The sequence below is a fragment of the Streptomyces sp. NPDC033270 genome (genome assembly GCF_055576575.1).
The window spans coordinates 304,280-330,778 of record NZ_JBVIRA010000003.1 but is presented as its reverse complement, the minus strand read 5'-3'; the positions used below and the strand labels follow the sequence as shown (position 1 = coordinate 330,778).

General features: G+C 72.7%; 24 protein-coding genes. 18 read left to right on the top strand and 6 right to left on the bottom strand.

Features of this window, described 5'->3' with window-relative positions:
• The first annotated feature begins 127 nt into the window (after positions 1-127).
• On the top strand, positions 128-1,549 hold the full coding sequence (locus ACZ5XZ_RS07660; protein WP_468975179.1) for an amidase: 1,422 nt from the start codon (positions 128-130) through the stop codon (positions 1,547-1,549).
• Between the two features lie 135 nt (positions 1,550-1,684).
• A complete protein-coding gene (locus ACZ5XZ_RS07655) occupies positions 1,685-1,984 on the top strand; it encodes a YciI family protein (RefSeq protein WP_468975177.1) in 300 nt (99 codons plus the stop codon).
• A gap of 71 nt (positions 1,985-2,055) precedes the next feature.
• Here the strand turns inward: ACZ5XZ_RS07655 and ACZ5XZ_RS07650 are convergent, their stop codons facing one another.
• On the bottom strand, positions 2,056-3,522 hold the full coding sequence (locus ACZ5XZ_RS07650; RefSeq protein WP_468975175.1) for a sugar porter family MFS transporter: 1,467 nt from the start codon (positions 3,520-3,522) through the stop codon (positions 2,056-2,058).
• A gap of 403 nt (positions 3,523-3,925) precedes the next feature.
• Here ACZ5XZ_RS07650 and ACZ5XZ_RS07645 point away from each other — a divergent pair, with 403 nt between their 5' ends.
• The 4 genes from ACZ5XZ_RS07645 (at position 3,926) to ACZ5XZ_RS07630 (ending at position 7,485) form a co-directional block, all read left to right on the top strand.
• Complete coding sequence (locus tag ACZ5XZ_RS07645; protein ID WP_468975174.1) at positions 3,926-4,831, top strand: SIS domain-containing protein; 906 nt, start codon at positions 3,926-3,928, stop codon at positions 4,829-4,831.
• A 92-nt stretch (positions 4,832-4,923) separates the two neighbouring features.
• Positions 4,924-5,805 (top strand): class II fructose-bisphosphate aldolase, encoded by an 882-nt coding sequence (locus ACZ5XZ_RS07640; RefSeq protein WP_468975172.1) that lies wholly within the window; start codon positions 4,924-4,926, stop codon positions 5,803-5,805.
• A gap of 73 nt (positions 5,806-5,878) precedes the next feature.
• Positions 5,879-6,682, top strand: a complete 804-nt coding sequence (locus ACZ5XZ_RS07635; RefSeq protein ID WP_468975170.1) for a DeoR/GlpR family DNA-binding transcription regulator — start codon at positions 5,879-5,881, stop codon at positions 6,680-6,682.
• Between the two features lie 488 nt (positions 6,683-7,170).
• Complete coding sequence (locus ACZ5XZ_RS07630; RefSeq protein ID WP_468975169.1) at positions 7,171-7,485, top strand: hypothetical protein; 315 nt, start codon at positions 7,171-7,173, stop codon at positions 7,483-7,485.
• A gap of 89 nt (positions 7,486-7,574) precedes the next feature.
• Here the strand turns inward: ACZ5XZ_RS07630 and ACZ5XZ_RS07625 are convergent, their stop codons facing one another.
• On the bottom strand, positions 7,575-8,192 hold the full coding sequence (locus tag ACZ5XZ_RS07625) for a TetR/AcrR family transcriptional regulator (protein ID WP_468975167.1): 618 nt from the start codon (positions 8,190-8,192) through the stop codon (positions 7,575-7,577).
• A gap of 119 nt (positions 8,193-8,311) precedes the next feature.
• On the opposite strand from ACZ5XZ_RS07625, the gene ACZ5XZ_RS07620 reads away from it, so the two are divergent.
• Positions 8,312-10,330, top strand: coding sequence for an FUSC family protein (locus ACZ5XZ_RS07620; protein ID WP_468975165.1), 2,019 nt, complete (start codon positions 8,312-8,314; stop codon positions 10,328-10,330).
• A gap of 193 nt (positions 10,331-10,523) precedes the next feature.
• Positions 10,524-11,030 (top strand): MarR family winged helix-turn-helix transcriptional regulator, encoded by a 507-nt coding sequence (locus ACZ5XZ_RS07615; protein ID WP_468975163.1) that lies wholly within the window; start codon positions 10,524-10,526, stop codon positions 11,028-11,030.
• A 151-nt stretch (positions 11,031-11,181) separates the two neighbouring features.
• Here ACZ5XZ_RS07615 and ACZ5XZ_RS07610 read toward each other — a convergent pair whose 3' ends face one another.
• Positions 11,182-12,276, bottom strand: coding sequence for an oxidoreductase (locus ACZ5XZ_RS07610; RefSeq protein ID WP_468975328.1), 1,095 nt, complete (start codon positions 12,274-12,276; stop codon positions 11,182-11,184).
• A 400-nt stretch (positions 12,277-12,676) separates the two neighbouring features.
• Here ACZ5XZ_RS07610 and ssgD (ACZ5XZ_RS07605) point away from each other — a divergent pair, with 400 nt between their 5' ends.
• A complete protein-coding gene (ssgD, locus tag ACZ5XZ_RS07605) occupies positions 12,677-13,102 on the top strand; it encodes a spore wall synthesis regulator SsgD (RefSeq protein WP_468975160.1) in 426 nt (141 codons plus the stop codon).
• A 47-nt stretch (positions 13,103-13,149) separates the two neighbouring features.
• Here the strand turns inward: ssgD (ACZ5XZ_RS07605) and ACZ5XZ_RS07600 are convergent, their stop codons facing one another.
• Positions 13,150-13,779, bottom strand: a complete 630-nt coding sequence (locus ACZ5XZ_RS07600; protein ID WP_468975159.1) for a TetR/AcrR family transcriptional regulator — start codon at positions 13,777-13,779, stop codon at positions 13,150-13,152.
• Positions 13,780-13,939: 160 nt separating this feature from the next.
• Here ACZ5XZ_RS07600 and ACZ5XZ_RS07595 point away from each other — a divergent pair, with 160 nt between their 5' ends.
• From ACZ5XZ_RS07595 to ssgD (ACZ5XZ_RS07585), 3 genes are all read left to right on the top strand, one after another.
• The gene (locus tag ACZ5XZ_RS07595; RefSeq protein WP_468975326.1) at positions 13,940-14,458 is read left to right on the top strand and encodes a PH domain-containing protein; all 519 of its coding nucleotides are present in this window, start codon (positions 13,940-13,942) and stop codon (positions 14,456-14,458) included.
• Entirely contained in the window at positions 14,455-16,059 is a 1,605-nt protein-coding gene (locus tag ACZ5XZ_RS07590) for a PH domain-containing protein (RefSeq protein ID WP_468975158.1), read from the top strand. Before ACZ5XZ_RS07595 ends, ACZ5XZ_RS07590 begins: the two co-directional genes overlap by 4 nt.
• A 135-nt stretch (positions 16,060-16,194) precedes the next feature.
• Positions 16,195-16,608, top strand: a complete 414-nt coding sequence (gene ssgD / locus ACZ5XZ_RS07585; protein WP_468975157.1) for a spore wall synthesis regulator SsgD — start codon at positions 16,195-16,197, stop codon at positions 16,606-16,608.
• A 122-nt stretch (positions 16,609-16,730) separates the two neighbouring features.
• Here the strand turns inward: ssgD (ACZ5XZ_RS07585) and ACZ5XZ_RS07580 are convergent, their stop codons facing one another.
• Positions 16,731-17,507: a polysaccharide deacetylase family protein gene (locus ACZ5XZ_RS07580; protein WP_468975156.1), complete on the bottom strand. Its 777-nt coding sequence runs from the start codon at positions 17,505-17,507 to the stop codon at positions 16,731-16,733.
• A 152-nt stretch (positions 17,508-17,659) separates the two neighbouring features.
• On the opposite strand from ACZ5XZ_RS07580, the gene ACZ5XZ_RS07575 reads away from it, so the two are divergent.
• Genes ACZ5XZ_RS07575 through ACZ5XZ_RS07560 form a run of 4 tightly spaced genes read left to right on the top strand, consistent with a single transcriptional unit; the run spans position 17,660 to position 20,943 of the window.
• Positions 17,660-18,367: a response regulator gene (locus tag ACZ5XZ_RS07575; RefSeq protein ID WP_384432714.1), complete on the top strand. Its 708-nt coding sequence runs from the start codon at positions 17,660-17,662 to the stop codon at positions 18,365-18,367.
• A gap of 8 nt (positions 18,368-18,375) precedes the next feature.
• Positions 18,376-19,863: an ATP-binding protein gene (locus ACZ5XZ_RS07570; protein ID WP_468975155.1), complete on the top strand. Its 1,488-nt coding sequence runs from the start codon at positions 18,376-18,378 to the stop codon at positions 19,861-19,863.
• Entirely contained in the window at positions 19,860-20,504 is a 645-nt protein-coding gene (locus ACZ5XZ_RS07565; protein ID WP_468975154.1) for a hypothetical protein, read from the top strand. The genes ACZ5XZ_RS07570 and ACZ5XZ_RS07565 overlap by 4 nt, the downstream gene beginning before the upstream one ends.
• 37 nt (positions 20,505-20,541) lie before the next feature.
• Positions 20,542-20,943, top strand: coding sequence for a DnaJ family domain-containing protein (locus ACZ5XZ_RS07560; RefSeq protein ID WP_468975153.1), 402 nt, complete (start codon positions 20,542-20,544; stop codon positions 20,941-20,943).
• Between the two features lie 10 nt (positions 20,944-20,953).
• Here the strand turns inward: ACZ5XZ_RS07560 and ACZ5XZ_RS07555 are convergent, their stop codons facing one another.
• The gene (locus ACZ5XZ_RS07555) at positions 20,954-22,234 is read right to left on the bottom strand and encodes a hypothetical protein (protein WP_468975152.1); all 1,281 of its coding nucleotides are present in this window, start codon (positions 22,232-22,234) and stop codon (positions 20,954-20,956) included.
• A 143-nt stretch (positions 22,235-22,377) separates the two neighbouring features.
• Here ACZ5XZ_RS07555 and ACZ5XZ_RS07550 point away from each other — a divergent pair, with 143 nt between their 5' ends.
• Together ACZ5XZ_RS07550 and scpA are read left to right on the top strand one after the other, a co-directional pair.
• Positions 22,378-24,282, top strand: coding sequence for a methylmalonyl-CoA mutase family protein (locus ACZ5XZ_RS07550; protein WP_468975151.1), 1,905 nt, complete (start codon positions 22,378-22,380; stop codon positions 24,280-24,282).
• On the top strand, positions 24,282-26,492 hold the full coding sequence (gene scpA, locus ACZ5XZ_RS07545; protein ID WP_468975150.1) for a methylmalonyl-CoA mutase: 2,211 nt from the start codon (positions 24,282-24,284) through the stop codon (positions 26,490-26,492). The genes ACZ5XZ_RS07550 and scpA overlap by 1 nt, the downstream gene beginning before the upstream one ends.
• Positions 26,493-26,499: the final 7 nt, after the last annotated feature.

Genomic DNA, 26,499 nt, shown 5'->3' with positions numbered 1-26,499 from the left:
CTGATCGTGTACCGGGCCGGTACCGAGCCCGCCCGGACCGAGCCCGGCCGGTGCTGACGCCATGGACGTGCACGCTCCTTCCCTGCCGCCCCCTCACCCGTCCGCCCGGAGACCACCGGAGGCCCCTATGTCCGACGCTCTCCACGAACTCGATGCCATCGACCTCGCCGCGCGGTTACACCGTCGCGAGATCTCCGCCCGGGAGGTGGTGCAGGCTCATCTGGACCGCATCGCGCGGGTCAACCCGTCCGTCAACGCCATCGTCACCCTCGACCCCGAGGGCGCACTCGCCGCCGCGGCGCACGCCGACGAACGCCTCGCCCGGGGCGCCGCCACCCCACCCCTGCACGGGCTGCCGATCGCGTTCAAGGACACCCATCTCACCCGCGGTATGCGCACCACCTTCGGTTCACCGCTCTTCGCCGACCACATCCCCGACGAGGACGACCTGGTGATCGGCCGGCTGCAGCGGGCCGGCGCCATCCGCCTGGGCAAGACCAACGTCCCCGAATTCGCCGCCGGTTCGCACACCTTCAACCCGGTCTTCGGCACCACCCGCAATCCGTACGACACCACGCGCTCGGCGGGCGGCAGCAGTGGCGGCGCCGCCGCGGCGCTCGCGACCGGGATGCAGCCGCTCGCCGACGGCAGCGACATGGGCGGCTCGCTGCGCAACCCCGCGTCCTTCTGCAACGTGGTCGGTCTGCGGCCGACGCCGGGCCGCGTCCCACCGCACCCGGGCGGCAACCTCTGGGACACCCTGGCGGTCCCCGGCCCCATGGGGCGGACCGTCGCCGACACCGCGCTGCTGCTGTCGGCGATGGCCGGGCCGGATCCGCGCTGCCCCATCAGCCTGGAGACCCCCGGCGACGCCTTCCGGGTCCCGCTCGGCCGCGATCTGCGCGGCCTGCGCGTGGCGTGGGCACCCGACCTCGGCGGACACGCACCGGCCGATCCGGATGTCCTCGCCGTTCTGGAGCCCGCACTGAGCGTCCTGGAGGAGCTCGGCTGCCATGTCGACCCGGCCTGCCCGGACCTCACCGGCGCCGACGAGGCCTTCCGTACGCTGCGGGCGCACAGCTTCGACCTGGCGTTCGGCGATCTGCTCGACTCCGACCGGCAGTCCCTCAAGCCCAGCCTCGTCTGGAACATCGAGCAGGGCCGCCGCCTGAGCGCGGCCGATCTCAAGGCCGCCACCGCGACCCGCAGCCGGCTGCACCTCGACGTGGTCGGTTTCTTCTCCCGGTACGACCTCCTCCTGGCCCCGGTCAGCCAGGTCACGCCGTTCGACGCGGAGCTGGAGTATCCGAGGGAGGTCGCGGGCCGCCCCACCCACACGTATCTGGACTGGATGCGGTCCGCCTACCTGATCTCCGTCCTCGGTGTGCCCGCCCTCTCGGTCCCCGCGGGGTTCACTCCCGGTGGTCTGCCGGTGGGGCTGCAGTTCATCGGTGCGCCGCGCGCCGATCTCGCCGTCCTCCAGGCCGGCCATGCCTACGAGCAGGCGACAGGGCACGCCCGGCGCCGCCCCGAACCGCCCATATCCTGATCCGCCGCGGCCCGCCGGTCCGCCCCCGGGCCGCCGCGAGCCTCCGTCCGCCCGGCCTCACACACGTTCCGGCCTGCGTCTTGACGGTCGGGAGGGCGCGCGGCCGGCGAGCGGGGCCTGCTCTATATTGCAGCCATGTTCGTATTGGAACTGACCTACACCGCGCCCCTCGAACGCGTCGACGCCGCCCTTCCGGAGCATGTGGAGTGGCTGCAGAAGGAGTACGCCGCCGGGCACTTCATCGCGGCCGGCCGCAAGGTCCCGCGTGACGGGGGCGTGATCCTGGCCGCCGGGATGGACCGGGCGGCCGTGGAGCGGATCGTGGCCGAGGACCCGTTCACCCTCGCCGGGGTGTGCGAGTACCGGATCACCGAGTTCGTGGCGACGACGACCGCACCGGCACTGGAGACGTACCGGGAGCAGCTGCCTTCCTAGGGGGTGTCCGGGGGGGGCGGCGAGGCCGGACCCGCGACGCCCGGCACGGCACCTCGTGCCCGGGCGCCGGTCTACGACGAGGTGGTCGTCGATGCCGGTGACGTACCGAGTGGGCCGGGGCTCGCCTCACCCGGCTCGGGCGCCTCGGGCCACCGCCCCCCGTTGCGCCAGTAGCCCTGGATCTCCTCCAGTTGGCGTCCCTTGGTCTCGGGCGCCGTGGCGGAAGCGAAGACCAGGGCGGCGAGGGCGAGGGCTCCGAGGCCCGCGAACGTCCGGGCCGCGCCGGCCCAGGCCATCAGCGACGGGAAGAACTGGGCGATCAGGAGGTTGGCGACCAGGTCGGCGGTGAGCATCACCGACGCCCCGGTGGAGCGCAGTTGGGCAGGGAACGCCTCGCTCGCATAGACCCAGATCAGCGATCCGAAGCCGAAGTTGAAGGCCGCGGTGAACAGGAGGATGGCGCCGAAGCCGATCCAGGTCGTGGCGCCGCGCAGATCCCCCGTCCCGAAGACCGCGGTCAGCACTGCGAGCATCATGACCATCGTGCTGATGCCGCAGAGCAGCACCGCGCGGCGGCCGAGCCGGTCGATGACGAGGATGGCGAGAACCGTCGCAGCCAGCGAGGCGAGCTGCACGAAGGACGGCAGCAGGAAGTTCTGGCCGTCGCCCGTGAAGCCCATCTCCTCGAAGATCTGCGGGCTGTAGTAGGTCACGGCGTTGATGCCGGTGATCTGGCAGAAGAAGCCGAGGCCGACGACGAAGAACGCCGCTCGGGCGTACGGCTTGCGCAGCAGCGAGCCTGCCGATCCGCCGCTCTCCTCGGCGAGCGCGGCACTCACGGCCGCGACCTCCGCGCGCGGGTCGACGTCCGGATCGGTCGTCGCCATGACCTCGACGGCTCGCTCCGTGCGCCCCTTGAGGACGTACCAGCGCGGGGTGTCCGGCAGCCGGAGCAACGGGATCAGGACGAGCGCCGCGGGGATCGCCGACAGGCCGAGCATCCAGCGCCAGTGGCCGCCGCCGGACAGGCCCCAGTTGACGAAGTACGTGATGACGATGCCGGCGACCGTGGCCACCTGATAGGCGGCGACGGAGGCGCCCCGGATCCGGGCCGGCGTCGATTCGGCGACATAGAGCGGGGCGGCGACGATCGAGATGCCGATGGCGACGCCCAGCAGGAACCGGACGATGTCCAGCACGACGACGTTGGGCGCGAGGGCGGAGAAGGCGACGAACACGGCGTAGGAGCTCGCGACGATCAGCATCGCGGCCCTGCGTCCCAGGGCGTCCGCGAGCTTGCCGCCGATCAGGGCGCCCACGATGGAGCCGAACACCAGGATGCTGTTGACCAGGCCTTTCTCGACCTCGGTGAGGTGGAAGTCCCGGCTCAGGAACACCAGGGCACCGGAGATGCTGCCGGTGTCGTAGCCGTAGATGACGCCGACGACGGCGCCGGTGAGCGCGAACATCCTGCCGCTGCGGCGTGCGGCCCGGGAGGACGGTGGCGGGGGCGTCGCGGAGAGCGTGGCAATGGACATGCGAAGTCCTTTGTACGGCGGAGCGGTCTACTGCATGACCGACCGATCTGCGTGAGCGCATGAGTGCGTGACTGCTTGATTGATCTTGCGAATATCCAGCCTCTTTCACGCAGCTGTCAACAGCCAACTTCTACCCCACCACCCGCCGCCCACCTCCACATCCACCGCGTTCACCCCTCCCAACATCCCTCTCCACACCTCTCCCAGCACCCCTGCATCGCCCCGACCAGCGCCGACCCACCACCCCTCCCTCTGGCGCATCCACCCATACGAGGGATGGATCCCGAGCAAGATTCTGCGTACAGTCGATTGCAACGAAGCCAAAAGTTGCAGTTTCACGCAGCATCGCTGCATCGCAGCACAGGATGATCCAGATCCTTTTACGCATCACGGGAGGGTGGCCATGAACGACACCTCGTACATGGAGCAGGAGCTGCACAGCCAGCCGGAGACCTGGCAGGAGGCCGCGCGGATCGGAGCGGCGGTCGGCACACTGCCCGCGGCCGGGCAGCGGGTCGCCGTGATCGGCTGCGGCACTTCATGGTTCATGGCGCAGTCGTACGCGGCGCTGCGCGAGGGGGCGGGGCTCGGCGTGACGGATCCCTTCGCCGCCTCGGAGGCGTTCCTCGGCGGCGACCGCGGCTATGACGCGGTGGTGGCGATCACCCGCTCGGGCACCACGACCGAGGTGCTGCGCGTGCTCGACGCGGTCAAGGGGCGCATCCCGACGGTGACGATCATCGGCGACCCCGAGACGCCGGCGACGGCGATCTCCGACGAGACGGTCGCGCTGCCCTTCGCCGACGAGAAGTCGGTGGTGCAGACCCGCTTCGCGACGACGGCGCTCACACTGCTGCGCGCCCACCTGGGTGAGGACGTCTCGCAGGCGGTGTCCGACGCCCGGGAAGCGTTGGCCGCGCCGCTGGACAAGGAGTGGGTGGACGCCGAGCAGTTCTCGTTCCTCGGCACCGGCTGGACCTTTGGCCTCGCCAATGAGGCGGCGCTCAAGATGCGGGAGGCATCGCAGAGTTGGACGGAGTCCTACCCCGCGATGGAGTACCGCCACGGCCCGATCGCGATAGCCGCCCCCGGCCGGGTGACCTGGCTGTTCGGCCGGGCACCGGAGGGGCTGGAGGCCGATGTGGCGCGGACCGGTGCGCGCTTTGTGTGCCATGCCCGCGATCCGCTGGCCGATCTTGTGCTGGTTCAGCGGGTCGCGCTGGAACGGGCCCGAGCCCGCGGCCTGGACCCGGACAACCCGCGCAGCCTGACCCGTTCGGTGATGCTCGAGGCACCAGCCGCCTCCTAGGGCCTGTCTGGCCCCTGGCCTATCGGACAGGGCTAGCCATCGCCTGTGCCCCGCACTCCAATCCACCCCGCACGCAAGGGAGTCAGCGCGCCATGCCCCTCGTTCCCACCTCATCCATCGTCGACGCCGCGCGTGAGGCCCAGGTCGGCGCGGCGGCCTTCAACGTCATCCATCTGGAAACCGCCGAGGCGCTGGTCACCGCCGCCGAGCACACCGGCATCCCACTGATCCTGCAGATCAGCGAGAACTGCATCCGCTACCACGGCAGTCTGCTGCCGATCACCCGCGCCACCCTCGCTCTCGCCGAGGGCTCCAGCGCCCGGATCGCGGTACACCTCGACCACATCACCGATGCGGACCTGGTCCGCCAAGGCATCAGGGCCGGAGTGGGGTCGGTCATGGTGGACGCCTCCGCGCTCCCGTACGAGGAGAACGTCGCCACCACCGCTGAACTCACCGCCTGGTGCCACGAGCGGGGCGCCTATGTCGAGGCGGAGCTCGGCGAGGTCGGCGGCAAGGACGGCGTGCACGCACCGGGAGTGCGCACGAACCCGGACGAGGCCCTGGCCTTCGTCCGTGCCACCGGTGTGGATGCCCTCGCGGTGGCCGTCGGCTCGTCGCATGCCATGCACGAGCGTACGGCGGTGCTGGACAAGGACCTCATCAGGGCGCTGCACGCCGCCCTGCCGGTGCCGTTGGTGCTCCATGGCTCTTCCGGAGTGCCGGACGAGGAGCTGCGCCGCGCCATCGCCGCCGGAATGACGAAGATCAATATCTCCACTCATCTGGTATCCGTCTTCACCCACTCGATACGCCGAACCCTGGGCGCGGATCCGTCGCTGGTGGATTCCCGGAAGTATGTGAAACCGGCCCGCGAGGCAGTGGCCGAGGAAGCCGCGAGGCTGCTGGGCGTGCTGGGCACTCCGACGACGGTTCCGGTCCAGTACGCGGCCCAGGCGCCGGCTCGGGGGTGAGCAGGCGGCCGCCCCAGAGCGGGGCGCCCACTGGGCGTCACAGTGGCCGAGGGAAACGAATTAGGCTCGCGCCATGAAGCGCCATGAACGGATGAACGCACTGCTCGAGCTGCTCGGGGACCGGGGTCGGGTAGACGTCGAGGAGGCGGCGACCGCTCTGGAGGTCTCGGCAGCCACGATGCGGCGCGACATGGACGCCCTCGCCGAGCAGCAGTTGCTGACCCGCACACGGGGCGGGGCGGTGCTCAGCTCGGTGGCGTACGACCTGCCGATCCGCTACAAGCACGCGCACCGGTCGGAGGAGAAGGAGGCGGTGGCGAGGGCCGCGGCCAAGCTGGTCGAGCGGGGCGACGTGGTCGGCCTGAGCGGTGGCACGACGACCACGGCGATCGCCCGGGTACTGGCCACCCGTCCGGACTTCGCCGAAGCGGGACCGCAGCCGCATCTGACCATCGTCACCAACTCCCTCAACATCGCCAACGAGCTGGCCGTGCGGCCGCAGATCAAGATCGTGCTCACGGGCGGGGTGGCGCACTCGCGGTCGTTCGAACTCGTCGGCCCGTTCAGCGAATTGGTACTGCAGCAGATCTCGATCGACATCGCGTTCATCGGGGCGAACGGAATGGACCCGCTGATGGGGGCCACGGTGCACGATGAGGCGGAGGCCCGGGTCAACCGCCTGATGGCCGAGCGTGCCCGGCGCGCCGTCGTCGTCGCGGACTCGTCGAAGATCGGCGAGCGCTGTTTCGCCCGGGTCGGCGATGCGGATGTCTTCGACACCTTCATCACCGACGGCGGCGCGAAGGAGGCAACCCGTCGCGAGTTCGCCGACCGGGGGCTGAGGGTGGTGACGGCACGTCCGTCTGCCGGCGAATGAGGCTCCGGCCCGTTGGAGACCTCGGGTCGACGGCAGGCGGCCCGCCGTCCCGGCTGGCGCGACCGGCCCGGCTGGCGCGACCGTCCCGGCTGGCGCGACCGTCCCGGCTGGCGCGACCGTCCCGGCTGGCGTTGGACTAGCTGCGCATCGATGAGATGGAGCCGCGGCCGGGCGGCGTGTCACCGTGCCGCCACGTGCGGGCCCCGCGGCGCGACCCGGCCCGGACGCGGAGACAAGTTGCGGTGGCGGACGGTGACGGCACCCCGGCAGGGTGCGACCGAGCACCTAGCCGTTTGCCCCGTTTCCATGCGTTTCGCTACCGTCCCACCCGGTATCGAAAAGGTCGCTCTTGTGTCGCATCTGTGTCCCCGTGTGGCACCCGGGGCTGATTTTGCGGTGCGGGTGTGGACAATGGGGAATGAACGTGCGAACCCAGTACGGGTTTCGCAGGGGGAGTCTGAGTCTGAGTTTCTCTCGGGGGAGATGACGTGCGGAAGTTTCTGGCCATAGCGCTGGCAGCAGTGGCATGCAGCGCCTCACTGACACTGACCACCGCCGCGGAAGCGGCAGCCGCCGGCCATCCGCCGCGGTGCGTCAAGGTGCGCAAGTACTTCGACAAGGACGGTCAGCGGTACGTACGCCTGGCGAATCTGTGCGCCCTGCGCACCTCGTGCTTCACCGTCGTCATCCCCCACCACAAGGACCCACGCGGCCGCCTCTCCGGGGGTACGACGAAGAACGTCCGCTACGGCAAGACGGCGACGACGCCGCGGGCGCTGTACGTGAAGAACGTCTCCTGCTGAACGGCCTCAGCGTCATGCGCCGGCCGAGCCCGGGGGCCGGAGAGCGCGCCGCCGCGGCTCGGGCCGTCGCCCCTCGCCCGACCGGCTGATCATTCGCGTAAGGCAATGCCGTCCAGCACCATCGACAGGTACTGGCGGGCGATCTCCTCGGGGCTGTGCAGCCCGCCCGGCCGGTACCAGGAGGCGGCCACCCAGACGGTGTCGCGGACGAACCGGTACGTCAGCCGGATGTCGAGGTCGGCGCGGAAGACCCCGTCGGCCACTCCCCGCTCCAGCGTGCCCAGCCAGGCCTTTTCGAATTTCCGCTGGGAGTCGGCGAGGTAGCCGAAGCGGGGCTGACCAGCGAGGTGCTTGGCCTCCTTCTGGTAGATCGCGACGGCCGCGCGGTGCCGGTCGATCTCCCGGAAGGACTCGGTGACCAGCGCCTCGATCGTCTCCCGCGGTCCGAGCCGCGCGGCGAGCACCGCGTCATAGCCGTCCCACAGCTCCTCCAGGAACGTGGACAGGATCTCGTCCAGCATCGATTCCTTGGAATCGAAGTGGTAGTAGAGGCTGCCCGCGAGCATCCCGGCCTCGTCCGCGATCCGGCGGACGGTGGTGGCGTTGTAGCCCTGCGCGGCGAAGACCTCGGCCGCGGTGTCGAGCAGTTCGCGGCGGCGCTCCGGGGACGCGTTCGCGGTGGTCGTCTTCTTCTTGGCGGCTGGCACCCGCACATTGTCGCTCTACGCCGGGCGAGGTCCGCTCCCGGGCGGGGGCGGTGGCGGGGGCGGAGCGGCGCGACACCGCAAAACTCTTCACGAGTAAAACACCTGCTAATCTTCCTTCCATGGGGAAGCATGCCAGGCCCGCCGGGAAGCGTGGGAGGACAGGGAGCGTCGAGCCGACGGGCGTGGTGCGCACCCGGCCGTTGCCGATCAAGAGCACCGTGCGGCTGCGCCGCCCCGTCGACATCTGGCACAAGCCGGCGCTCAGCGCGGTCGTCGCCCTGGCGATCCCCGACCTCACGCTTCTCGTCCTGGGCCGGCTGGATCTGATCCTCTACACCTCGGCCGGGGCGATGTGCGCCCTGTACGCGCACGGTCTGCCGTACGCCGCCCGCGCCCGCACGCTGTCGTGGGTCGTGCTCGGCATGGTCACGAGCCTGGGTGTGGCACTGACCGCGGCCTCGCTGATCTCCTCGGCCGCGCTGCTCGTCGTACTGGCCTCGCTGCTCGCCGCGGTCCACAAGATGGTCTGCGACGCGACGCGCATCGGCCCGCCGGGGAACCTCATCCTGACCTTCGTCGCCGCGTCGGCGTTCTTCGTGCCGCAGCGCCTGGGGCAGGTCCCCGGGCACCTGGCGCTGGCTCTCGGCGCCGGCGTGCTCGCCTGGCTGGTGTGCATGGCGCCGGCGCTGGTCCGTCCGCAGGGTCCCGAGCGGATCGCGACCGCCCGTGCGCTGGAGGCCGCCGCCGGTCTGCTGCGTGCGAAGCCGGATGCGGGCGGCACGGCGGCGGCCGGGTCGGCGCACGCCCGGCATGCGGCCGCGGCCACCGTGAACGCGGCCTGGCACACGTTGTTCCTGGTCCCGGCGGCCCGCGCCCCGAAGAAGGCGGCGGCGCGGACCGGGCTCGAACGGTTGCTGATGCGGGCGGAGGCGGTACTGGCGGATACGGGTGACCCAGAGCCCGGAGGCACCGAAGCCCGAGCCGGGGCCGGAGCTGAATCCCAGGCCGAAGCCCGATCCATAGCCCGAGCTGAATCCCAGGCCGAAGCCCGATCCATAGCCCAAGCCCCATCCAGAGCCCAAACCGAAGCCCAAGCCGCCGTCCTCGCCACCTGGGCCCGTGACCTCCGGCGCGGGCGCCCGCTCCCCCCTGTCTCGCTCTCGGTGGCACAGGCCGGGGAAGGGATCGGCGTCGCCGTCGAGGCGCGGGGCGGCGGCCGGTCCGGGGGACCCAAGGCGGGCGCCGGCGCCGAAGTGGTGGGCCCGCGGCGGCCTGCCCCCGATCATCCGCGTGGGCCGCGTGCGGTGGCCTCCCGCCTGGCGCCGGGTTCACCGCTGCTGCCCATAGGAGTACGGGTCGCCGCCGGGTGTGTACTGGCGGGCTGGGCCTCGATGGTGGTCGGCGTCGGGCACCCGTACTGGGCCGTGGTGACCGCCGCCTCGATCTACCAGGCCAACACCACGCTCTCCTGGCAGCGCGCGCTGCAGCGCACCCTGGGCAATCTGCTCGGTCTGCTGCTGTTCACCGCGCTGCTGCCGGTGATCCGCACCGGGCCGCTCGCGATGGTCGCCCTGGCGCTGGCCTGCCAGCTCGGGGCGGAGGCCTGCATCAGCCGCAATTACTGGCTGGGCTCCGTGTGGGTCACGCCGATGGCGCTGCTGCTGACGGAGTTCGGCGGTCATCGGCCGGCGGCGACGCTGATCGCGGACCGCTGGATCGACACCGTGGTGGGCGCGACGGTGGGCCTGGTGTGCTGTGTGGTGGTCACCAACCGGCGGGCGGCGGACCGTGTCGAGGGCGCGCTGGAGCGGCTGGCGGAGGCGGAGGCCGCCGTGCTCCGGCTGCTCGCGGCGGGAGCGACGCCCAAGGCCGACGAGGCTCGGGAGATCTGCTGGGCGCGCGACCGGCTGGCCGGTTGCCTGGTCGAGCTGCGGGAGGCCGCGGAGGTGGCGGCCGGCGAGTGGTGGCAGCGCGCCGTCCCGCAGGAGCGGATCGCCGGTGCCGAGCAGCGGGGGCACCATGCACTGGCCGGAGTCGTCCGGCGGCTCGGGGCCTCTTCGGTGGGTCTTGCGGCGTCTTCGATGGGTCGGGGGCGGACGACGGGCGCCGCGGCGCCGGCACCGGCGCCGGCCGCCTGACCCGTACGCCTGCCCGCGCGGCGGACGGCGCCGTGCGGCAGGCACAATGAGGTCCTGTCCGGGTGATCAGCAGCGGACCGGGTGACCAGCAGCGGACGGGCCGCGCCGGACGCCGCGGTCCCGGGCCTGACCCCGGCGCCGACCGCTCGGAGGGGACCGAGCGGCGGAGGGCCTGGCCGAGAGGAGAGTGCGGGTGACCGAGGACATCGTCGCAGGGGTGCTGCGCCAGTGGCAGCAGGTGCACCCGGGGCTGGACACCGGCCCGATGGCGGTGATCGGGCGGCTCAACCGCTGTTCCGCCCTGCTGCAGCAGGCGGCCGATGCGCCGCTGCGGCGCGCCGGGCTGACCCGGCCCGAGTTCGACATCCTCGGCACCCTGCGCCGGATGGACCGCGAGCTGACCCCTGGGCGGGTCGCCCGGGAGACCTTCGCCTCCGGGGCGGCGGTGACCAAGCGCGTACGGCAGCTGGAGGAGCGGGGGCTGATCGCCCGTCGGCCGGACGACCGGGACCGCCGCGTGGCGCATCTCTCGCTCACCGACGAGGGCCGCGAAACCATCGACCGGCTGCTGCCGGAGCAGCTGCGGTACGAGGCGGCGCTGCTCGACGGCATCGGTGATCAGCGGCAGGAGGAACTCTCCGTGGCGCTGGGTGAGTTGCTGGTCGTGCTGGAGGGGCGGCTCGGCAGTCTCATGGAGTGACCGCGGGTGCCAGGGAGTGCGGGGACGGTGCGGGGAAAGCGCCCTTGGACGCTTGGGCCCACCGCTCCGAACGGCTCCCGCCCGCCGGCCCGGCCCACCGCTCCGAAGGGCTCCCGCCCGCCGCCTCGGCCCACCGCCCCGCCCGCGCCGCTCACCACCCCAGTCGTGCGACCCGGCCCCGCTCCCCCGCTGCCCAACAGCCCAGGTCAGGGGCGCAGTCGACGGTGTCGTACGAGCCCTGGTCGAACGGGTGCCAGGTCCGGCCGCCGTCGAATGTGAGGTCACTGCCGGACGGGCCGACCGCCAGGGCCAGGCGGCGGGAGTGCGGGAGCCAGGCGGCACCGGAGCGGTAGGCCTCGGGGGGTTCGGCGGCCGCCGTCCAGGTGGCGCCGGCGTCGGCGCTGACCGCGGCGGCGCGGGGCGAGAGCTGGTCGGGGCGGTAGTCCCCGCCGACCGCGAGGCCGTGTGCCCGGTCGCGGAAGGCGAGGGCGAAGACGCCGCGTGCCGGATCGCCCGCGGGAAGGGGAGCGTCGGCGACCGACCAGGTACGCCCGCGGTCGGCGGTGTGCAGGACGCGGGCGGTGGTGGCGGCGCCGCCGGTCGCGATCCAGGCGTCATGGCTGCCGGTGGAGACCAGGCACTGGCCACTGGCGGCGAACGCGGCCTCGCCGGGCTGCGCCGGGGGCATGCCGTCCAACGGCAGCAGGCGCCAACTGCGGCCGCCGTCCCCGGTGGACAGGATGCGGTACCTGCCGTCCACGGGGTCGCTGAGCGCGATGCCGTGCCGCTGGTCGAAGAAGGTCAGGCAGTCGTAGAAGGCGCGGGGGTCGGTGTTGCGGAAGCTTTCGCGCCAGGTGGCGCCGGCGTCGTCGGTGCGCAGGACGCGCGATGCCTCGCCCTCGCCGATGGCGAGGACGACCGCGCGGCGGCCGTCGAACGCCTCGACGTCGCGGAACTCCAGCGCGCCGGCACCGGGCGGGGAGACGTCGCTCCAGTGCTTGCCGCCGTCGTGGGTGCGCAGCACGGTGCCGCCCGTACCGGCGACCCAGGCGGTGCTGCGGCTGACGGCCGCCAGGCCGCGGAAGCGGGCGGTGCTGCCGCTGTCCTTGAGCTGCCAGCCGGCGCCGGCGAGCGGGGTGGTGCGTTGCGCTGCCGCCGCCGGCTCATGGGTGACGGCGGCGGCCACGGCCGGCGGGCCGGGCGCGGCGGCGACCGCGCCCGTCACCGCCAGCGCCGCTGCCGCCATCCGGCGCGCCACCCGCCGCCCGAGCGGAGCCCCGCTCCGCACGCCGCCGAAGAACGACCCGCTGTGCACCATGCGCCGCATTCGCCCCACCCCGCTCGTGTTGTGCGCTGGAAGCTAGCCCAGCGCGGCGGCTCCGTCCAGGCCACCGGGCGGCCGCCGAGGGCGAGTTCATGATGTCCGTCCGAAAACTGACGTACCGTCATGTCGCGGCGTCGCGCACCGGGGCCCTGGATCCCCGGACAGCAAAGAGGGCATATGGCGGCGCATGGGGATACATTCCTCCGCCTCGTGATGCAGGTCACGCAGGAATCCATGGGATTCCAATGCACCCGCGGCAATGGCCTTGCCGTCCTAGTGGTTGTACACCCAGGGATCCGCACCAATTGCAAGGGAGCCGGCGATGTCCAGCGTCATCGACCAAGCCGTTTCGGCCCGTCTCATCGCGACCACTCCCCGGTCGCGGGTGATTCCGGCGAACCTGCGTTACGACCGCGCCGATCCGTTCGCGGTACGCCTGGTCTTTCCGCCCGTCGCGTCGCTGGACGGCGCGGAGGTGGTCTGGACGTTCGGCCGGGAGCTGCTGGAGGAGGGGCTGTACAGGTCGGCGGGCGCGGGCGATGTGCAGATCTGGCCGAGCAACCCCGACGGTGAGCACGACGTCGTCGTGGTGGAGCTGCACACCGCGGGCGGAATGGCGGTGGTGCAGTTCGACGCGCCGGAGCTGCGCGGCTTCCTGAGCCGGTCCTACGAGGTCGTCGCGAAGGGTGACGAGGCGCGGTATCTGGACGTCGAGGCCGATCTCGACGCCCTGTTGCGCGAGGCGTAACCCCCCGGCCACCGGGGCCGCCCCCCTGACGCCGAACCACCCCCGGCTCACTCCGGCGCCGGCGCCCGCCCCTCGGCGGCGTCCCCGAAGAGGTTCGCCAGGTGCAGGTCCAGCAGCCGCACCGCGGCCTGTGGCTCGTGCACTTCGAGCAGGACGTAGCTGGCGAGCCCGTCGGCGACGCTGATCAGCAGCATCGCCTGGTCCTCGGTCGCGCGCTCCGGGGGCAGCTCCCCGCGTTCCGCTGCGCGCCGGAGCTGGTCGGCGAAGAAGGCGCCGAGCTGGGGAATGCCGTCGCGGGCCTCGGCGCGCAGGGTGGCGTCATGGACGGCGCGGGCGTAGTAGGCGGCGCCGACGAGCACGCCGATGCGACTGTTGTCGTCCAGCGGCAGCATGCCCGTCAGGCAGGCGCGCAGGACCTCGCGCGGCGTCGGCTCCTCGGCGAGCGCCTCGATCCTGGCGCGGATGCGGTCGGCGGCGAGCTGGTTGATGTGCCTAAGGGCGAAGATCAGCATCTCGTCCTTGGTGCGGAAGTAGTGCTGGAGCCGGCCGAGCGAGATGCCGGCCTCCGCGGCGACGTCGCGCAGGCTCGCGGCGTCCAGTCCGCGGCTGCCGGTGATCCGCCAGAGCGCCTCGGAGATCTCCCGCCGTCTGGCTTCGTGGTCCACCTTCTTGGGCACGGACGAGCCCTTCCTTCTCACACCGCGCGCCCTTCGCGGGGCGCCGTTCTTCCCGTATGACTCCGGCTGCCGCGACCCCCTGCCGGTTTTTACAAGTCGCTTGTACCGTTATAACGTACCGCCACTCAATACGCTTGACTTGGAAACCGGTGACACCCTGATGCCCGAGCACGCCGCCCCGCTCCTGCGCCCGCCCCGCCACCGTGTCGATCCCCGGGCCCGCACCTGGTGGACCCTGCAGGCCCTGCTGACGCTCAGCGGCCCGATGCTGCTCACCGCGCTCGTCATGGCGGTGCTGTCCCTGCTGTTCTTCCCCGGCGCGCTGCCCTGGCTGGGACCGCTGCTGCTGGTCACGCTGGTCCTGCCGGCCGTCGGCTATCTCGTGGTGATGCCGCGCTGGCGGTATGCGGTACACGCCTGGGAGCTGGGCGGCCGCGCGGTCTACGCCGCGGGCGGCTGGTTCTGGCAGAAGCGGCGGATCGCGCCGCTGTCCCGGGTGCAGACGGTGGACACGGTGCGCGGTCCGCTGCAGCGGCGGTACGGACTGGCGACGGTGACCGTCACCACCGCCTCGACCGCCGGCGACATCAAGATCGCGGGACTGTCCGACGCCGACGCCGAGGAGCTGTCCCGGCGGATCGGCGAGGCCGCGCAGGCCGTGCCGGGTGATGCCGCATGAGCGCACCGCTGCCTCCCGAGGTGCCCGGCGTGTCCGACGGGTACCGCGACGCCCGCACCGCCCCCGGCGCCGCCCCTTCCACCGCTCCCCGCTGGCGGCGGCTGGACCCACGCACCCTGCTGGTGCACTGCGGCTGGATGGGCGCGCCGCTGGCCTCCCTGGCGCTCACCGCGCTGGCCACCGGGGGCCGGATCGGCACCAAGGCCTGGATCACCCTCGCCGCCATCGCCGCCTCGTTCGCCGTCGTCACCACGACGGGCCTGATCCGTTGGGCGCGTACGGACTTCCGGGTCACCGCCGACTCCCTCGACGTACGGACCGGGCTGCTGAACCGGCGGCTGCGCAGTGTGCCGCTGCACCGCATCCGCACCGTCGATCTGACGGCGACACCGCTGCACCGGCTGCTGGGCGTCACCGTGCTGCGGGCCGGCACGGCGGGCTCGGGGAACGGTGGCGGTGAGCTGTCACTGGAGGCGCTCACGACCCGGGAAGCCGACCGGCTGCGCGCGGAGTTGCTCGCCCGCGCCGACACCGAGGGGGCCGCGCAGGATCCGGTCCTGGCCCGCATCAACTGGCGCTGGCTGCGCTACGCACCGCTGACCTTCTGGGTCGTCGGCGGGGTGTTCGTGGTGGCCGGATCCATCTACCGGGTGCTGGACGGGATAGGCGTCGAGCCGTGGAAGATCGGCTTCGTCCGGCAGGCGTTCGTCGACTTCGGCGCGAGCGCGCTCTGGCTGACGGTCCCGGCGGCGCTGCTGGTCGTCCTCGCCCTCGGCTCGCTCGGCGCGATCGCCCTGTACGTCGAGAACTGGTGGAGCTACCGCCTGGAGTGGACCGACGCCCGCACCCTGCGGGTCCGCCGCGGGCTGTTCACCACCCGCTCGGTCACCATCGAACGGGCCCGGCTGCGCGGGGTGGTGCTGCGCGAGCCCCTGCTGCTGCGGGCCGGCGGCGGCGCGCTGGTGCGCGCGGTGGCCGGCGGCCTGGGCAACCGCGAGGAGAACCGCAAGCGCAGCGGGCTGCTGCCGCCGGCGCCCCGCGCGCAGGCGCTGCGGGTGGCGGGCGGGGCGCTTGGCGCACCGTTCCCCGGCGGCTGTGCACCGGCAGCGCTGGCGCCGCATCCGCGCGCCGCCCTGCGCCGACGCCGGGTACGGGGCCTGCTGTTCGTCGTGCTGCCCGGTACCGCGGTGCTGGCGGGCCTGGGTGCGGCGTTGACCCCCGTACTGCTGCACTGCGCGTGGATCTACGCGGTGCTCGGCACGCCGCTGACGCTGTGGCTGGCCGGGGACGCGTACCGCAGCCTGGGGCACGCCGTCGAGGGCCGGTACCTGGTCGGGCGCTCGGGGACCTTCAGCCGCGACACCTTCGCCCTCCAGCGCGAGGGGGTCGCCGCCTGGACGTTCTCCACCTCGCCGTTCACCCGTCGGTCGGGCCTGGTCACGCTCACCGCGGCGGTCGCGGCGGGCGAGGACGGCTACCGCATCCGGGACCTCGCGGCCGACGACGCTCCGGCGTTCGCCGCGGCGGCGGCCCCGGGCATCCTGGACGAGTTCCTGGTCCGGCCCGGGGAGCGGCACCAGGTCTGGGGGCAACTGCCGTAGTGGGTAAGGGCAGCCGACCGGCACGCCTGAAACGTGACGCACCTCACACACCCCTCGCGTGCACGGCGGGAGTGGGCACGGCGTCCTACTGGACGAGCCATTGCCCATGACCGACAGCCGTGAGGGAGCAGCGCGATGAACACCGTCATCGACCACGCCGTCCAGGTCCGCCTCATCGCCACCACCCCCGGCACATACGCGGTCCCCGCCGTGCTGCGCTACCACCCCGCCGACCCGCTGGCGGTGCGGATGTCCTTCCCGCCGGAGATCTCGCTGGACGGCTCCGCAGTGGACTGGACGTTCGCCCGCGAGCTGCTGGACGAGGGGCTGCGGACACCGGCCGGGCGGGGCGATGTCCGGGTGCGGCCGTGCGGCCCGGACCGCACGGTGATGGAGTTCCACGCCGACGAGGGCATCGCGATGGTCCAGTTGAGGACCGCGGAGGTGCTGCGGTTCCTCGCCCGGTCCTACGCGGCCGTGCCCGCCGGCGGCGAGTCGCCGTACCTGGGTCTGGAGCGCGGACTGGCGGAGCTGTTCGGCGCGGCCTGACGCGCGGGCCCCGCTCGGCACGCGCCGGAACGCCGTGCGGGCCGCCGCCCCGGGTATCCGGAGTGCGACGGCCCGCACGGCGTTCCGGCTAGGGCCTGTCCCATTGGGCAGAACCCCGCTCCCTACCGCACCGGGAATCCGAACCCGTAACCCTGCAGCTTCATCCACGGCAGCAGCCGCTCCAGCGACTCCACGGTCCGGGCGCGGTTGCCGCCGCCGTCGTGGAAGAGGACCGTCGGCCCGTTGGCGAGTTCCCCGCGCACCGTCGCCTCGATCGACTCGACGCTGCCGCCCTCGAAGTCCTTGCTGTCGACGTTCCAGCCCAGCGGGCGCATGCCGTGGTCGGCGGCGAGCTGCCGGCTGTAGGGCGTGAAGGCGCCGCCGGGGGCGCGGTAGTACTCCACCTTCGCGCCACCCGCCGCGTCCTCGATCATCTTCTGCGCGTCGAGGATCTGCTGGGACTGGTAGCTCTGCGGCTGGTGGTCCATGCCGGTGTTGTGGCCGGTGGTGTGGTCGCAGAGCTTGTGCCCGGCGGCCACCACCTGCTTGACCAGGTCCGGGTGGGCCTTGGCCTGCGGGCCGATCATGCAGAAGACCGCCTTGACGTCGTGCCGCTTGAGCACCTCCAGGACCTTCGGGGTCCAGACCGGGTCCGGTCCGTCGTCGATGGTGATGTTCAGGCTGCGGCCGGGGCGGTCCGAGGCATGGGCGATGGACGGGTCGACGGGCGCGAGCTTCGGCGCCCGCTCGGCCCGCTGCTGCGCGGAGCCGGGACTGTCCGCCTCGGCCTCGGAGACCTGCGGCTGGGCGAAGGCCAGCGCCCCCGCCACCGCCAGCGACACCACTGCCGCCGCGGCCACTCCGATGATCCCGCCCTCGATTCCGAAGCGCCGTGCCATGCCGATCCCGTCCCCTCACGCCGTGCTGGTGTCCATAGCGGAGGCGGTGGGCGATGCCGGTGCCCGCCGCCTTCCACCACGACAGATGCGCCCGGGACCGGGCAGGCTGCTCCTGTTACGGATCCATCATGAAACTGATTGATACTCGACCCATGCCACGTGTACTTCTGATCGAGGACGACGCCGCCGTACGCGACGGAGTGACCCTCGCGCTACGGCGGCGCGGCCATGAAGTGGCGGCCGCGGCCAGCGGCGAGGCGGGCCTGGCGACCCTGCCGGCCTTCCGTCCCGACATCGTGCTGCTGGATCTGATGCTCCCGGGGAAGGACGGCTTCGAGGTCTGCCGGCTGATCCGGGCCGAGCGGCAGCTGCCGATCATCATGCTCACGGCGCGTGGCGACGATCTGGACGTGGTGCTCGGGCTGGAGGCCGGGGCCGACGACTACATCGTCAAGCCGGCCCGCGGTGAGGTCCTCGAAGCCCGCATCCGTGCCGTGCTGCGCCGCACCGCGCTGCCCGCGGACGGTGCGCCGGCCGCCGCGGAGCCGGGCCCCGCCCCCGTGGAGACCTACGGCGAACTGGCCATCGACCGGGCCGGTCTGGTCGTCGCCAAGGGCGGCCAGGACCTGGCCCTGGCGCCTTCGGAGATGAAGCTGCTGCTGTTCCTGTCCGCCACCCCCGGGCAGGTCTTCAGCCGCCAGCAGCTGCTGGAGCATGTGTGGGAGCACAGCTACCACGGCGATGCGCGACTGGTCGACGCCTGCGTCATGCGGCTGCGGACGAAGATAGAGGACACCCCGCGCAGCCCCCGCTACGTCCAGACCGTGCGCGGCTTCGGCTACCGCTTCGGGCCGCTGTGAACCGCCTGGTGCCCTCCCGCACCCTGCTGCGCGGTCTGCGGGCCCGACTCGTCGTGGGGTTCCTGGTGGTGGCCACGGTCAGCGCGCTGACCACCGCGCTGCTGACCTACCGCGAGGCCCGCAACGCGATCCTCCAGCGCTCCCAGGACATCGCCGTCAACGATCTGCGGGCGCAGGTCAACTCGCTGGCGCCGGAGCTGACGGTGCCGCCGGCCCAGGCCGACCTGGACAACTTCCGGGTGCAGCTGGAGCGCTCCGGGAAGTCCCGCGACTGGGACATCTCCGTGCACTATCGCGGGGTCCCGGACAGCGACGAGGGCGGTCTGCGGCGCAGTGTGGTGATCCCGGCCGACCTCAAGGCGAGCGTGGAGAAGCGCCATGTCCCGGCGTTCCAGCGCATCGACCGCGGCGGCGCCCCCTGGCTGCTGATCGGGATGCCGGTCCGGCAGTCCGACGGCCAGGCCTCCGCGCTGTCCGTCTACGCCCAGCTCCCGCTCAGCGCCGAGGAGTCCAACGTCGAGGCGCTGGTGACCGCCGCGCAGCGGGGCGCGCTGCCGGTGCTCATCCTCGCCGTGATCCCGGCGCTGCTGGCCGCGCGCGGGGTGCTGCGGCCGGTGCGGGGCCTGCGGCAGGCCGCCGGGCGGATCGCCGAGGGCAAGCTGGACACCCGGCTGGAGGTCAAGGGCGCCGACGAGCTCGCCGATCTGTCCCTGACGTTCAACGACATGGCGGCCCGGCTGGAGGAGAGCATGGCCGAGCTGCGCCGTCTGGAGTCCAACTCCCGGCGGTTCGCCGCCGACGTCTCGCACGAGCTGCGGACACCGCTGGCGGCGATGACCGCGGTCACCGACGTGCTCGACGAGGACGCCGACTCCCTCGACCCCGACACCGCCTCCGCGGTCCGGCTGATCAGCCAGGAGACCGGCAAGCTGGCGCGGATGGTGGAGGACCTGATGGAGGTCTCGCGGTTCGACGCGGGGGCCGCCGCGCTGCATCTGGACGAGGTCGATGTCGCCGAGACCATCCGCAAGACGCTGCAGGCCAGGGCCTGGCAGAAGCGGGTGGCGGCGGACCTGCCGGCGGATGTGCGGGCCCGGCTCGACCCGCGGCGGCTCGACGTGGTGGTCGCCAACCTGGTCGGCAACGCGCTGCACCACGGCGGCGAGCCGGTCCGGGTGGCGCTCAAGGCGCCGGAGCCGGGCGCCGACCGGCTGCTGATCGAGATCTCCGACAGCGGCCCCGGCATCGACCCCGAGGTCCTGCCGCATGTCTTCGAGCGCTTCTACAAGGCGGACTCCGCCCGTGCCCGCTCGGAGGGCAGCGGCCTGGGCCTGGCCATCGCGATGGAGAACGTACGACTGCACGGCGGCACCCTGCGCGCCGCCAACTGCCCCGACGGCGGGGCGGTGTTCACGGTGGATCTGCCGCTGCGCCACGACGAGCCGGGCGAGACGGGCGCCGAGGCGGCCGGCGGCGGAAGAGAGAACGACGCATGAGTACGACGCGGACCGCGAACACCCCGCGCGCGGTGCGGGCCCGGCGGCGGATGCTGGGCGGCGCGGCCACCGGCGCGCTCGCCGTGGCGCTGGCCGGTTGCGGTATCGCGCCCACCGACGTGATCGACGCCGGTGAGCCCGCCGGCGGCGTGAAGTCGCCGGGCCAGCAGGTGGCCGATGTCCAGCTGTTCTTCTACGGGCCGTCCGGGCTGCGCTCCGCGACCCGCCCGGCGAAGGCCCCGGTCGACCCGGAGCAGGCCATCGAGCTGCTGATGGAGGGGCCGAACCACGCCGAGCGGATGCGGGGCCTGTCCAGCGTGCTGCCGAAGTTCCCCGCCCCGCTCACCGCCTCCAGCAGCGAGGGCAAGGTCGTGATCACCCTGCCGATGAACGCCAAGCTGCTGGACTCCGCCTCCCTGAACCAGCTGGTGTGCACCGCGGCCAATGCCCGCGTGCCCGGGGACAAGCCGCCGGGGCAGGTCGCCGTGACCGTGGTGGGCGATGCGGTCCGGGTCGGCCCCATGGTGTGCGGCGGGAACAACGCCTTGCCGGTGGTCCAGCCCACTCCAGGGGGCTCGGCGAACAGCGGCTCCGGCGGCGCGGGCGACAGCGGCGAAGCGGGCGGCAGCGGCGTAGGCTGACAGCGCTGACGTAAGGGCCGCATCCTGGGGAGAGGCGATGACCGAGCGCAAGCCACCCGGAGTCACCTTCGAGTCGTGGATCGACAAGCAGATCCGCGAGGCGACGGAGCGCGGCGACTTCGCCGACCTCCCCGGGGCCGGCAAGCCCCTGCGCCATCTCGACCAGCCGTATGACGAGATGTGGTGGATCAAGGAGAAGATGAGCCGGGAGCACCTGTCCTACCTGCCGCCGAGCCTGGCTCTGCGCAAGGAGGCCGAGGACGCCCTGGAGGCCGCGGCGAACGCCCCCACCGAGGCCGCGCTGCGGCGCATCCTGGCGGCGGTCAACGAGCGGATCCGCGCGGCGCTGCGGACCCCGCTCGAAGGCCCCCCGCTGAACCTCGTGCCGTTCGACATCGACGAGCAGGCCGGTAAGTGGCGGGAGCGGCACGGGAGTTGACCGTGCCGACTCAGCGCCCGGTGTCCGCCATCCGTACGCGCACGAACCGCGGCCGGTACAGCGCCACGTCGCCGTTGAGCCGGGCATCGGCCGGCACCCCGGGCGGCCCCAGCCAGTTGATGTCGTAGCTGAGCAGCAGTCCGCCGTCCGTGGAGAGTTCCGGGTGCGCCTGGGGGTTGTAGGCGGCGACGTAGTGCGGGTCGGGCGCGGGCGGGCGGGGCGGTGTGAGACGGCCGACCGGGCCGCGCCAGGGGCCCCGCGGCGAGCAGGCCCAGTAGCCGGTGATCGTCCGCAGGCCGGCCGTGCCGCCCCGCCCGGTGTCCATGGTGAACAGCACCCAGGTGGCGGGGCCGTCGCGCAGGACGGTGAAGGCGCTGCCGACGCCGCGCCGGCCGCCGCCGCGCAGCACCGGCCGGGCCCGCTCGGCCCGCCGCTGCCAGCGCGCGCCGTCCCAGAACCGCCAGCCGTCCCGGTCCGCGAGCCGCCCGGCCGGGGCCCGGGCGACGAAGGCGCTGGAGCCCGGCGCGGACGGCGGGTCGTCGCCGCCGAAGACATAGGTCCAGCCGCCGTCCCGCACCGCCGCGGTGCCGTAGAGGACCCGCCGCCCCGGGTCGGCGACGGCGCCGGGGCCGACGGTCTCCTCGATGCCCTCCAGGCGCAGGCCGGGCAGCGAGAGGGTGGCGACCTCGGTGCTGCGCGGCACCCCGAAGAGCCACGGTCCGGTGCCGGGGGCGCGGTTCCACAGCAGTACCCGGACGACCTTCTCGCGCGCCCCGGGCGTACGGGGCTCCACGCTCGCGTGGACCGGCCAGCGCCAGCCGCCGTCGGGCGGGTCCGGGAAGAACGGCCCGGGGGCGGCCGGGGTCCCGCCGGTCAGGGTGCGCTCCAGCCGGCCCGAACGGGACATCAGCACGGCGGAGTTGTGCCGCAGGAAGGGGGTGCCGCCGGCGTCGGCGGTGCGCCAACGGCGCGTTTCCCCTTGGGAGTTGGGCGGTGGCTGGATCCGGTCGAGGAAGGTGTCGGAGAAGAGCCAGAGCGTACGGCCGTCGGGGAGGCGCACGGAGTGGGTGCCGTCGCCGCCGGTCCAGTCGTCCACCCGGGTGTTGTCGTTGCCGTAGCGGGCGAATTCGGCGGTATGTCGGGAATCGACCGACCAGGAGGCGATCCGGCGCCCGGCGCAGCCTCCGGCACGGTCCGGGGCGGTCGCCCTCGGCAGGGCCCACAGGAGCGCGGCGACCGCCAGGAGCAGGGCGGCGACGGCCGTGGTGCGGAGGACCGGCGCCTTGGACATCGCGCTCCTTGCTCGGGTGCCGGGCCCACCGTAGCGAACCGGTCACCGACGCATAGATATGAACATCAATGAGAGGTCAACGAGTGCAACGTCACAGCTGGAGCCCCTGCTCCAGCTAACGGTCGTTCGCCTAGCCTGCTGCCATGACCGCCGAGTCCCCCGAACTCCCCCTGGCTGCCGCATTCCCGGATGCCGACCGAGCGCAGTGGCAGCGCCTCGTCGAAGGCGTGCTGCGCAAATCGGGCGTCACAGAGGCAACCGGCGCCGCCGCCGAGGACGCGCTCGCCACCGATCTCCAGGACGGAATCCGCATCCGCCCGCTGTACACCGCCGAGGACGGCGCGGCCGCCCCGGGCCTTCCCGGGTTCGCGCCCTTCGTGCGGGGCGGCCGCCCCGAGGGCACCGCCGTCGCCGGGTGGGACGTACGCCAGCGCCATGTCCAGACCGATCCGCGGCGCGCCAACGAGGCGGTGCTCGCCGACCTGGAGAACGGCGCCACCTCGGTCTGGCTGACCGTCGGGGACGGCGGGGTACCGGTGACCGGTCTCGAAGAGGCGCTGCAGGGCGTCTATCTTGACCTGGCCGCGGTGGTCCTGGACGCGGGTGCCGATTTCACCCCGGCCGCCGAGGAGTTGCTGCGGCTGTACGCCGCGTCCGGTGCCCCGCTGCGGGAGGCCACCGGCTGTCTGGGCGCCGACCCGCTCGGCCTGCTGGCCCGTACGGGCGACGACAGCAAGCTCCGGGTCCAGCTGGAGGCGGCGGCCCGGCTGGCGCAGCGCTGCACCACCGAGGCGCCCGCGCTGCGCGCCCTGGCCGTCGACGCGCTGCCGTACCACGAGGCGGGCGGCTCGGCCGCCGAGGAACTGGGCGCGGCGCTGGCCACCGGCGTCGCCTACCTGCGGCAGCTGACGGGTGCCGGACTCGGCGTCGACGAGGCCTGCCGGCAGCTGGAGTTCCGCTTCGCCGCGACCGCGGACCAGTTCCTGACGATCGCCAAGCTGCGCGCCGCCCGCCGGCTGTGGGCGCGGGTCGCGCAGGTGTGCGGGGCCGCGCCCGACGCGTCCGCGCAGGTCCAGCACGCGGTCACCTCCACGGTGATGATGACCCGCCGGGACCCCTGGGTGAACATGCTGCGCACCACCGTCGCCGGGCTGTCGGCCGGCGTGGCCGGCGCGGACGCGGTGACGGTGCTGCCGTTCGACGCGGCGCTGGGCCTGTCCGACGCCTTCGCCCGCCGGATCGCCCGCAACACCCAGTCGGTGCTGCTGGAGGAGTCGCATCTGTCGAAGGTGATCGACCCGGCGGGCGGCTCCTGGTACGTGGAGCACCTCACCGACGAACTGGCCCGCGCGGCCTGGGCGTTCTTCCAGGAGATCGAGGGCGCGGGCGGCCAGGCCGCGGCGCTGCGCTCGGGGATGCTCGGCGGGCGCCTCGCGCGCACCTGGCAGCGCCGCACCGAGGACCTGGCGCACCGCCGCGAACCGATCACCGGGGTCAGCGAGTTCCCGCACCTCGCCGAGGCGCCCGTGCGCCGCGAGCCGGCACCCGCGCCGGTCGGCGGGGAGTCGCCCCGGGCGGAGTCGGGGGGAGGGCTGCCGCGGGTGCGCAGGGACGACGCGTACGAACGGCTGCGGTCGCGCTCCGACGCGCATCTGGCGACGACCGGGGGCCGCCCCAAGGCGTTCCTGGCCGCGCTCGGCCCGGTGGCGGCACACACCGCCCGGGCGGCCTTCGCCGCCAACCTCTTCCAGGCGGGCGGCATCGAGACCGTTCAGGAGACCGTGGACGCGGCGTCGGTGGCCGAGGCGTTCGCCCGCAGCGGCGCAACCATCGCCTGCCTGTGCTCCGCCGACGCGGTGTACGGCGAGCAGGCGGCGGCGGTGGCGGCCGCGCTGAAGGCCGCGGGTGCGCGGCAGGTGCACCTGGCCGGCAAGCCCGGTGAGCACCGGGAGGAATTCGTGGCGGCCGGGGTGGACGGCTTCGTCTTCGCGGGCTGCGACGCGGTCGAGGCGCTGTCCTCGGCCCTGGACGCCATGGAGGTGGCGTGATGGTGAACATCCCCGACTTCAGCGGGATCGAGCTGGGGGAACCGGCCGCAGCAGCCACCCCGGCCGACGCCGGGCGGTGGGCGCAGGCCGTGGCGCAGACCACCGGCAAGGACGTCGAGGCCCTGACCTGGGAGACGCCGGAGGGCATCGACGTCAAGCCGCTGTACACCGAGGCGGACCTGGCGGGCCTGGACTTCCTGGGGACGTACCCGGGGGTCACGCCGTATCTGCGCGGCCCGTACCCGACGATGTACGTCAACCAGCCCTGGACGATCCGGCAGTACGCCGGCTTCTCCACCGCCGAGGAGTCCAACGCCTTCTACCGGCGCAACCTCGCGGCCGGCCAGAAGGGCCTGTCCGTCGCCTTCGACCTGCCCACCCACCGCGGGTACGACAGCGACCACCCGCGCGTCACCGGCGATGTCGGCATGGCGGGCGTCGCCATCGACTCGATCTACGACATGCGGCAGCTCTTCGAGGGCATCCCGCTGGACAAGATGACCGTGTCGATGACGATGAACGGCGCGGTGCTGCCGGTGCTCGCCCTCTACATCGTCGCCGCGGAGGAGCAGGGCGTACCGCCCGAGAAGCTGGCCGGGACCATCCAGAACGACATCCTCAAGGAGTTCATGGTCCGCAACACCTACATCTATCCGCCGCAGCCCTCGATGCGGATCATCTCCGACATCTTCGCGTACACCTCGCAGAAGATGCCGCGCTACAACTCCATCTCCATCTCCGGCTACCACATCCAGGAGGCGGGCGCGACGGCCGACCTGGAGCTGGCGTACACCCTCGCCGACGGGGTGGAGTATCTGCGCGCGGGCATGGCGGCCGGTATGGACGTGGACTCCTTCGCCCCTCGCCTCTCCTTCTTCTGGGCGATCGGCATGAACTTCTTCATGGAGATCGCCAAGCTGCGCGCGGCCCGGCTGCTGTGGGCGCGCCTGGTCCAGAAGTTCGACCCGAAGAACCCCAAGTCCCTCTCCCTGCGCACTCATTCGCAGACCTCCGGCTGGTCGCTGACCGCGCAGGACGTCTTCAACAACGTCACCCGCACCTGTGTGGAGGCGATGGCCGCCACCCAGGGCCACACCCAGTCGCTGCACACCAACGCGCTGGACGAGGCGCTGGCCCTGCCCACCGACTTCTCCGCCCGCATCGCCCGGAACACCCAGCTGTTCCTGCAGCAGGAGTCGGGCACCTGCCGGGTCATCGACCCGTGGGGCGGCAGCGCGTACGTCGAGAAGCTCACCCACGATCTGGCGCGGCGGGCCTGGCAGCACATCGAGGAGGTCGAGGCGGCCGGCGGGATGGCCAAGGCGATCGACGCGGGCATCCCGAAGCTGCGCGTGGAGGAGGCCGCGGCCCGTACGCAGGCCCGGATCGACTCGGGACGGCAGGCGCTGATCGGCGTCAACAAGTACCGGGTGGAGTCCGACGAGGAGATCGAGGTCCTCAAGGTCGACAACTCCGCGGTGCGCGCCCAGCAGATAGACAAGCTCAAGCGGCTGCGCGCCGAGCGCGACGAGGCCGCCTGCCAGGACGCGCTGCGGGCACTGACCCAGGCGGCGAAGTCCACTCCCGGCAAGGGACTTGAGGGCAATCTGCTGGCGCTGGCCGTGGACGCGGCCCGCGCGATGGCGACCGTGGGCGAGATCTCCGACGCACTGGAGGCGGTCTACGGGCGGCACTCCGGCCAGATCCGTACGATCTCCGGTGTGTACCGAGACGAAGCGGGGCCCTCCTCCGGTGTCGAGCGCACCCGGGCGCTGGTGGCCGAGTTCGAGCGCGCCGAGGGGCGCCGACCGCGCATCCTGGTGGCCAAGATGGGCCAGGACGGCCATGACCGCGGCCAGAAGGTGATCGCCACGGCCTTCGCCGACCTGGGCTTCGACGTGGATGTCGGCCCGCTGTTCCAGACGCCGGCGGAGGTGGCCCGCCAGGCGGTCGAGGCCGATGTGCACATCGTCGGGGTGTCGTCGCTCGCCGCCGGCCATCTCACGCTGGTGCCCGCGCTGAAGGAGGCGCTGGCCGCGGAGGAGCGCGAGGACATCACGATCGTGGTGGGCGGGGTGATCCCGCCGCAGGATGTACAGCCGCTGCGCGACATGGGCGCCGCCGCGGTCTTCCTGCCCGGCACGGTCATCCCCGACGCGGCCCACGACCTGGTGCGGGACCTGGCGTCGGTCCTCGGCCACGAGCTGTAGAGCGGGG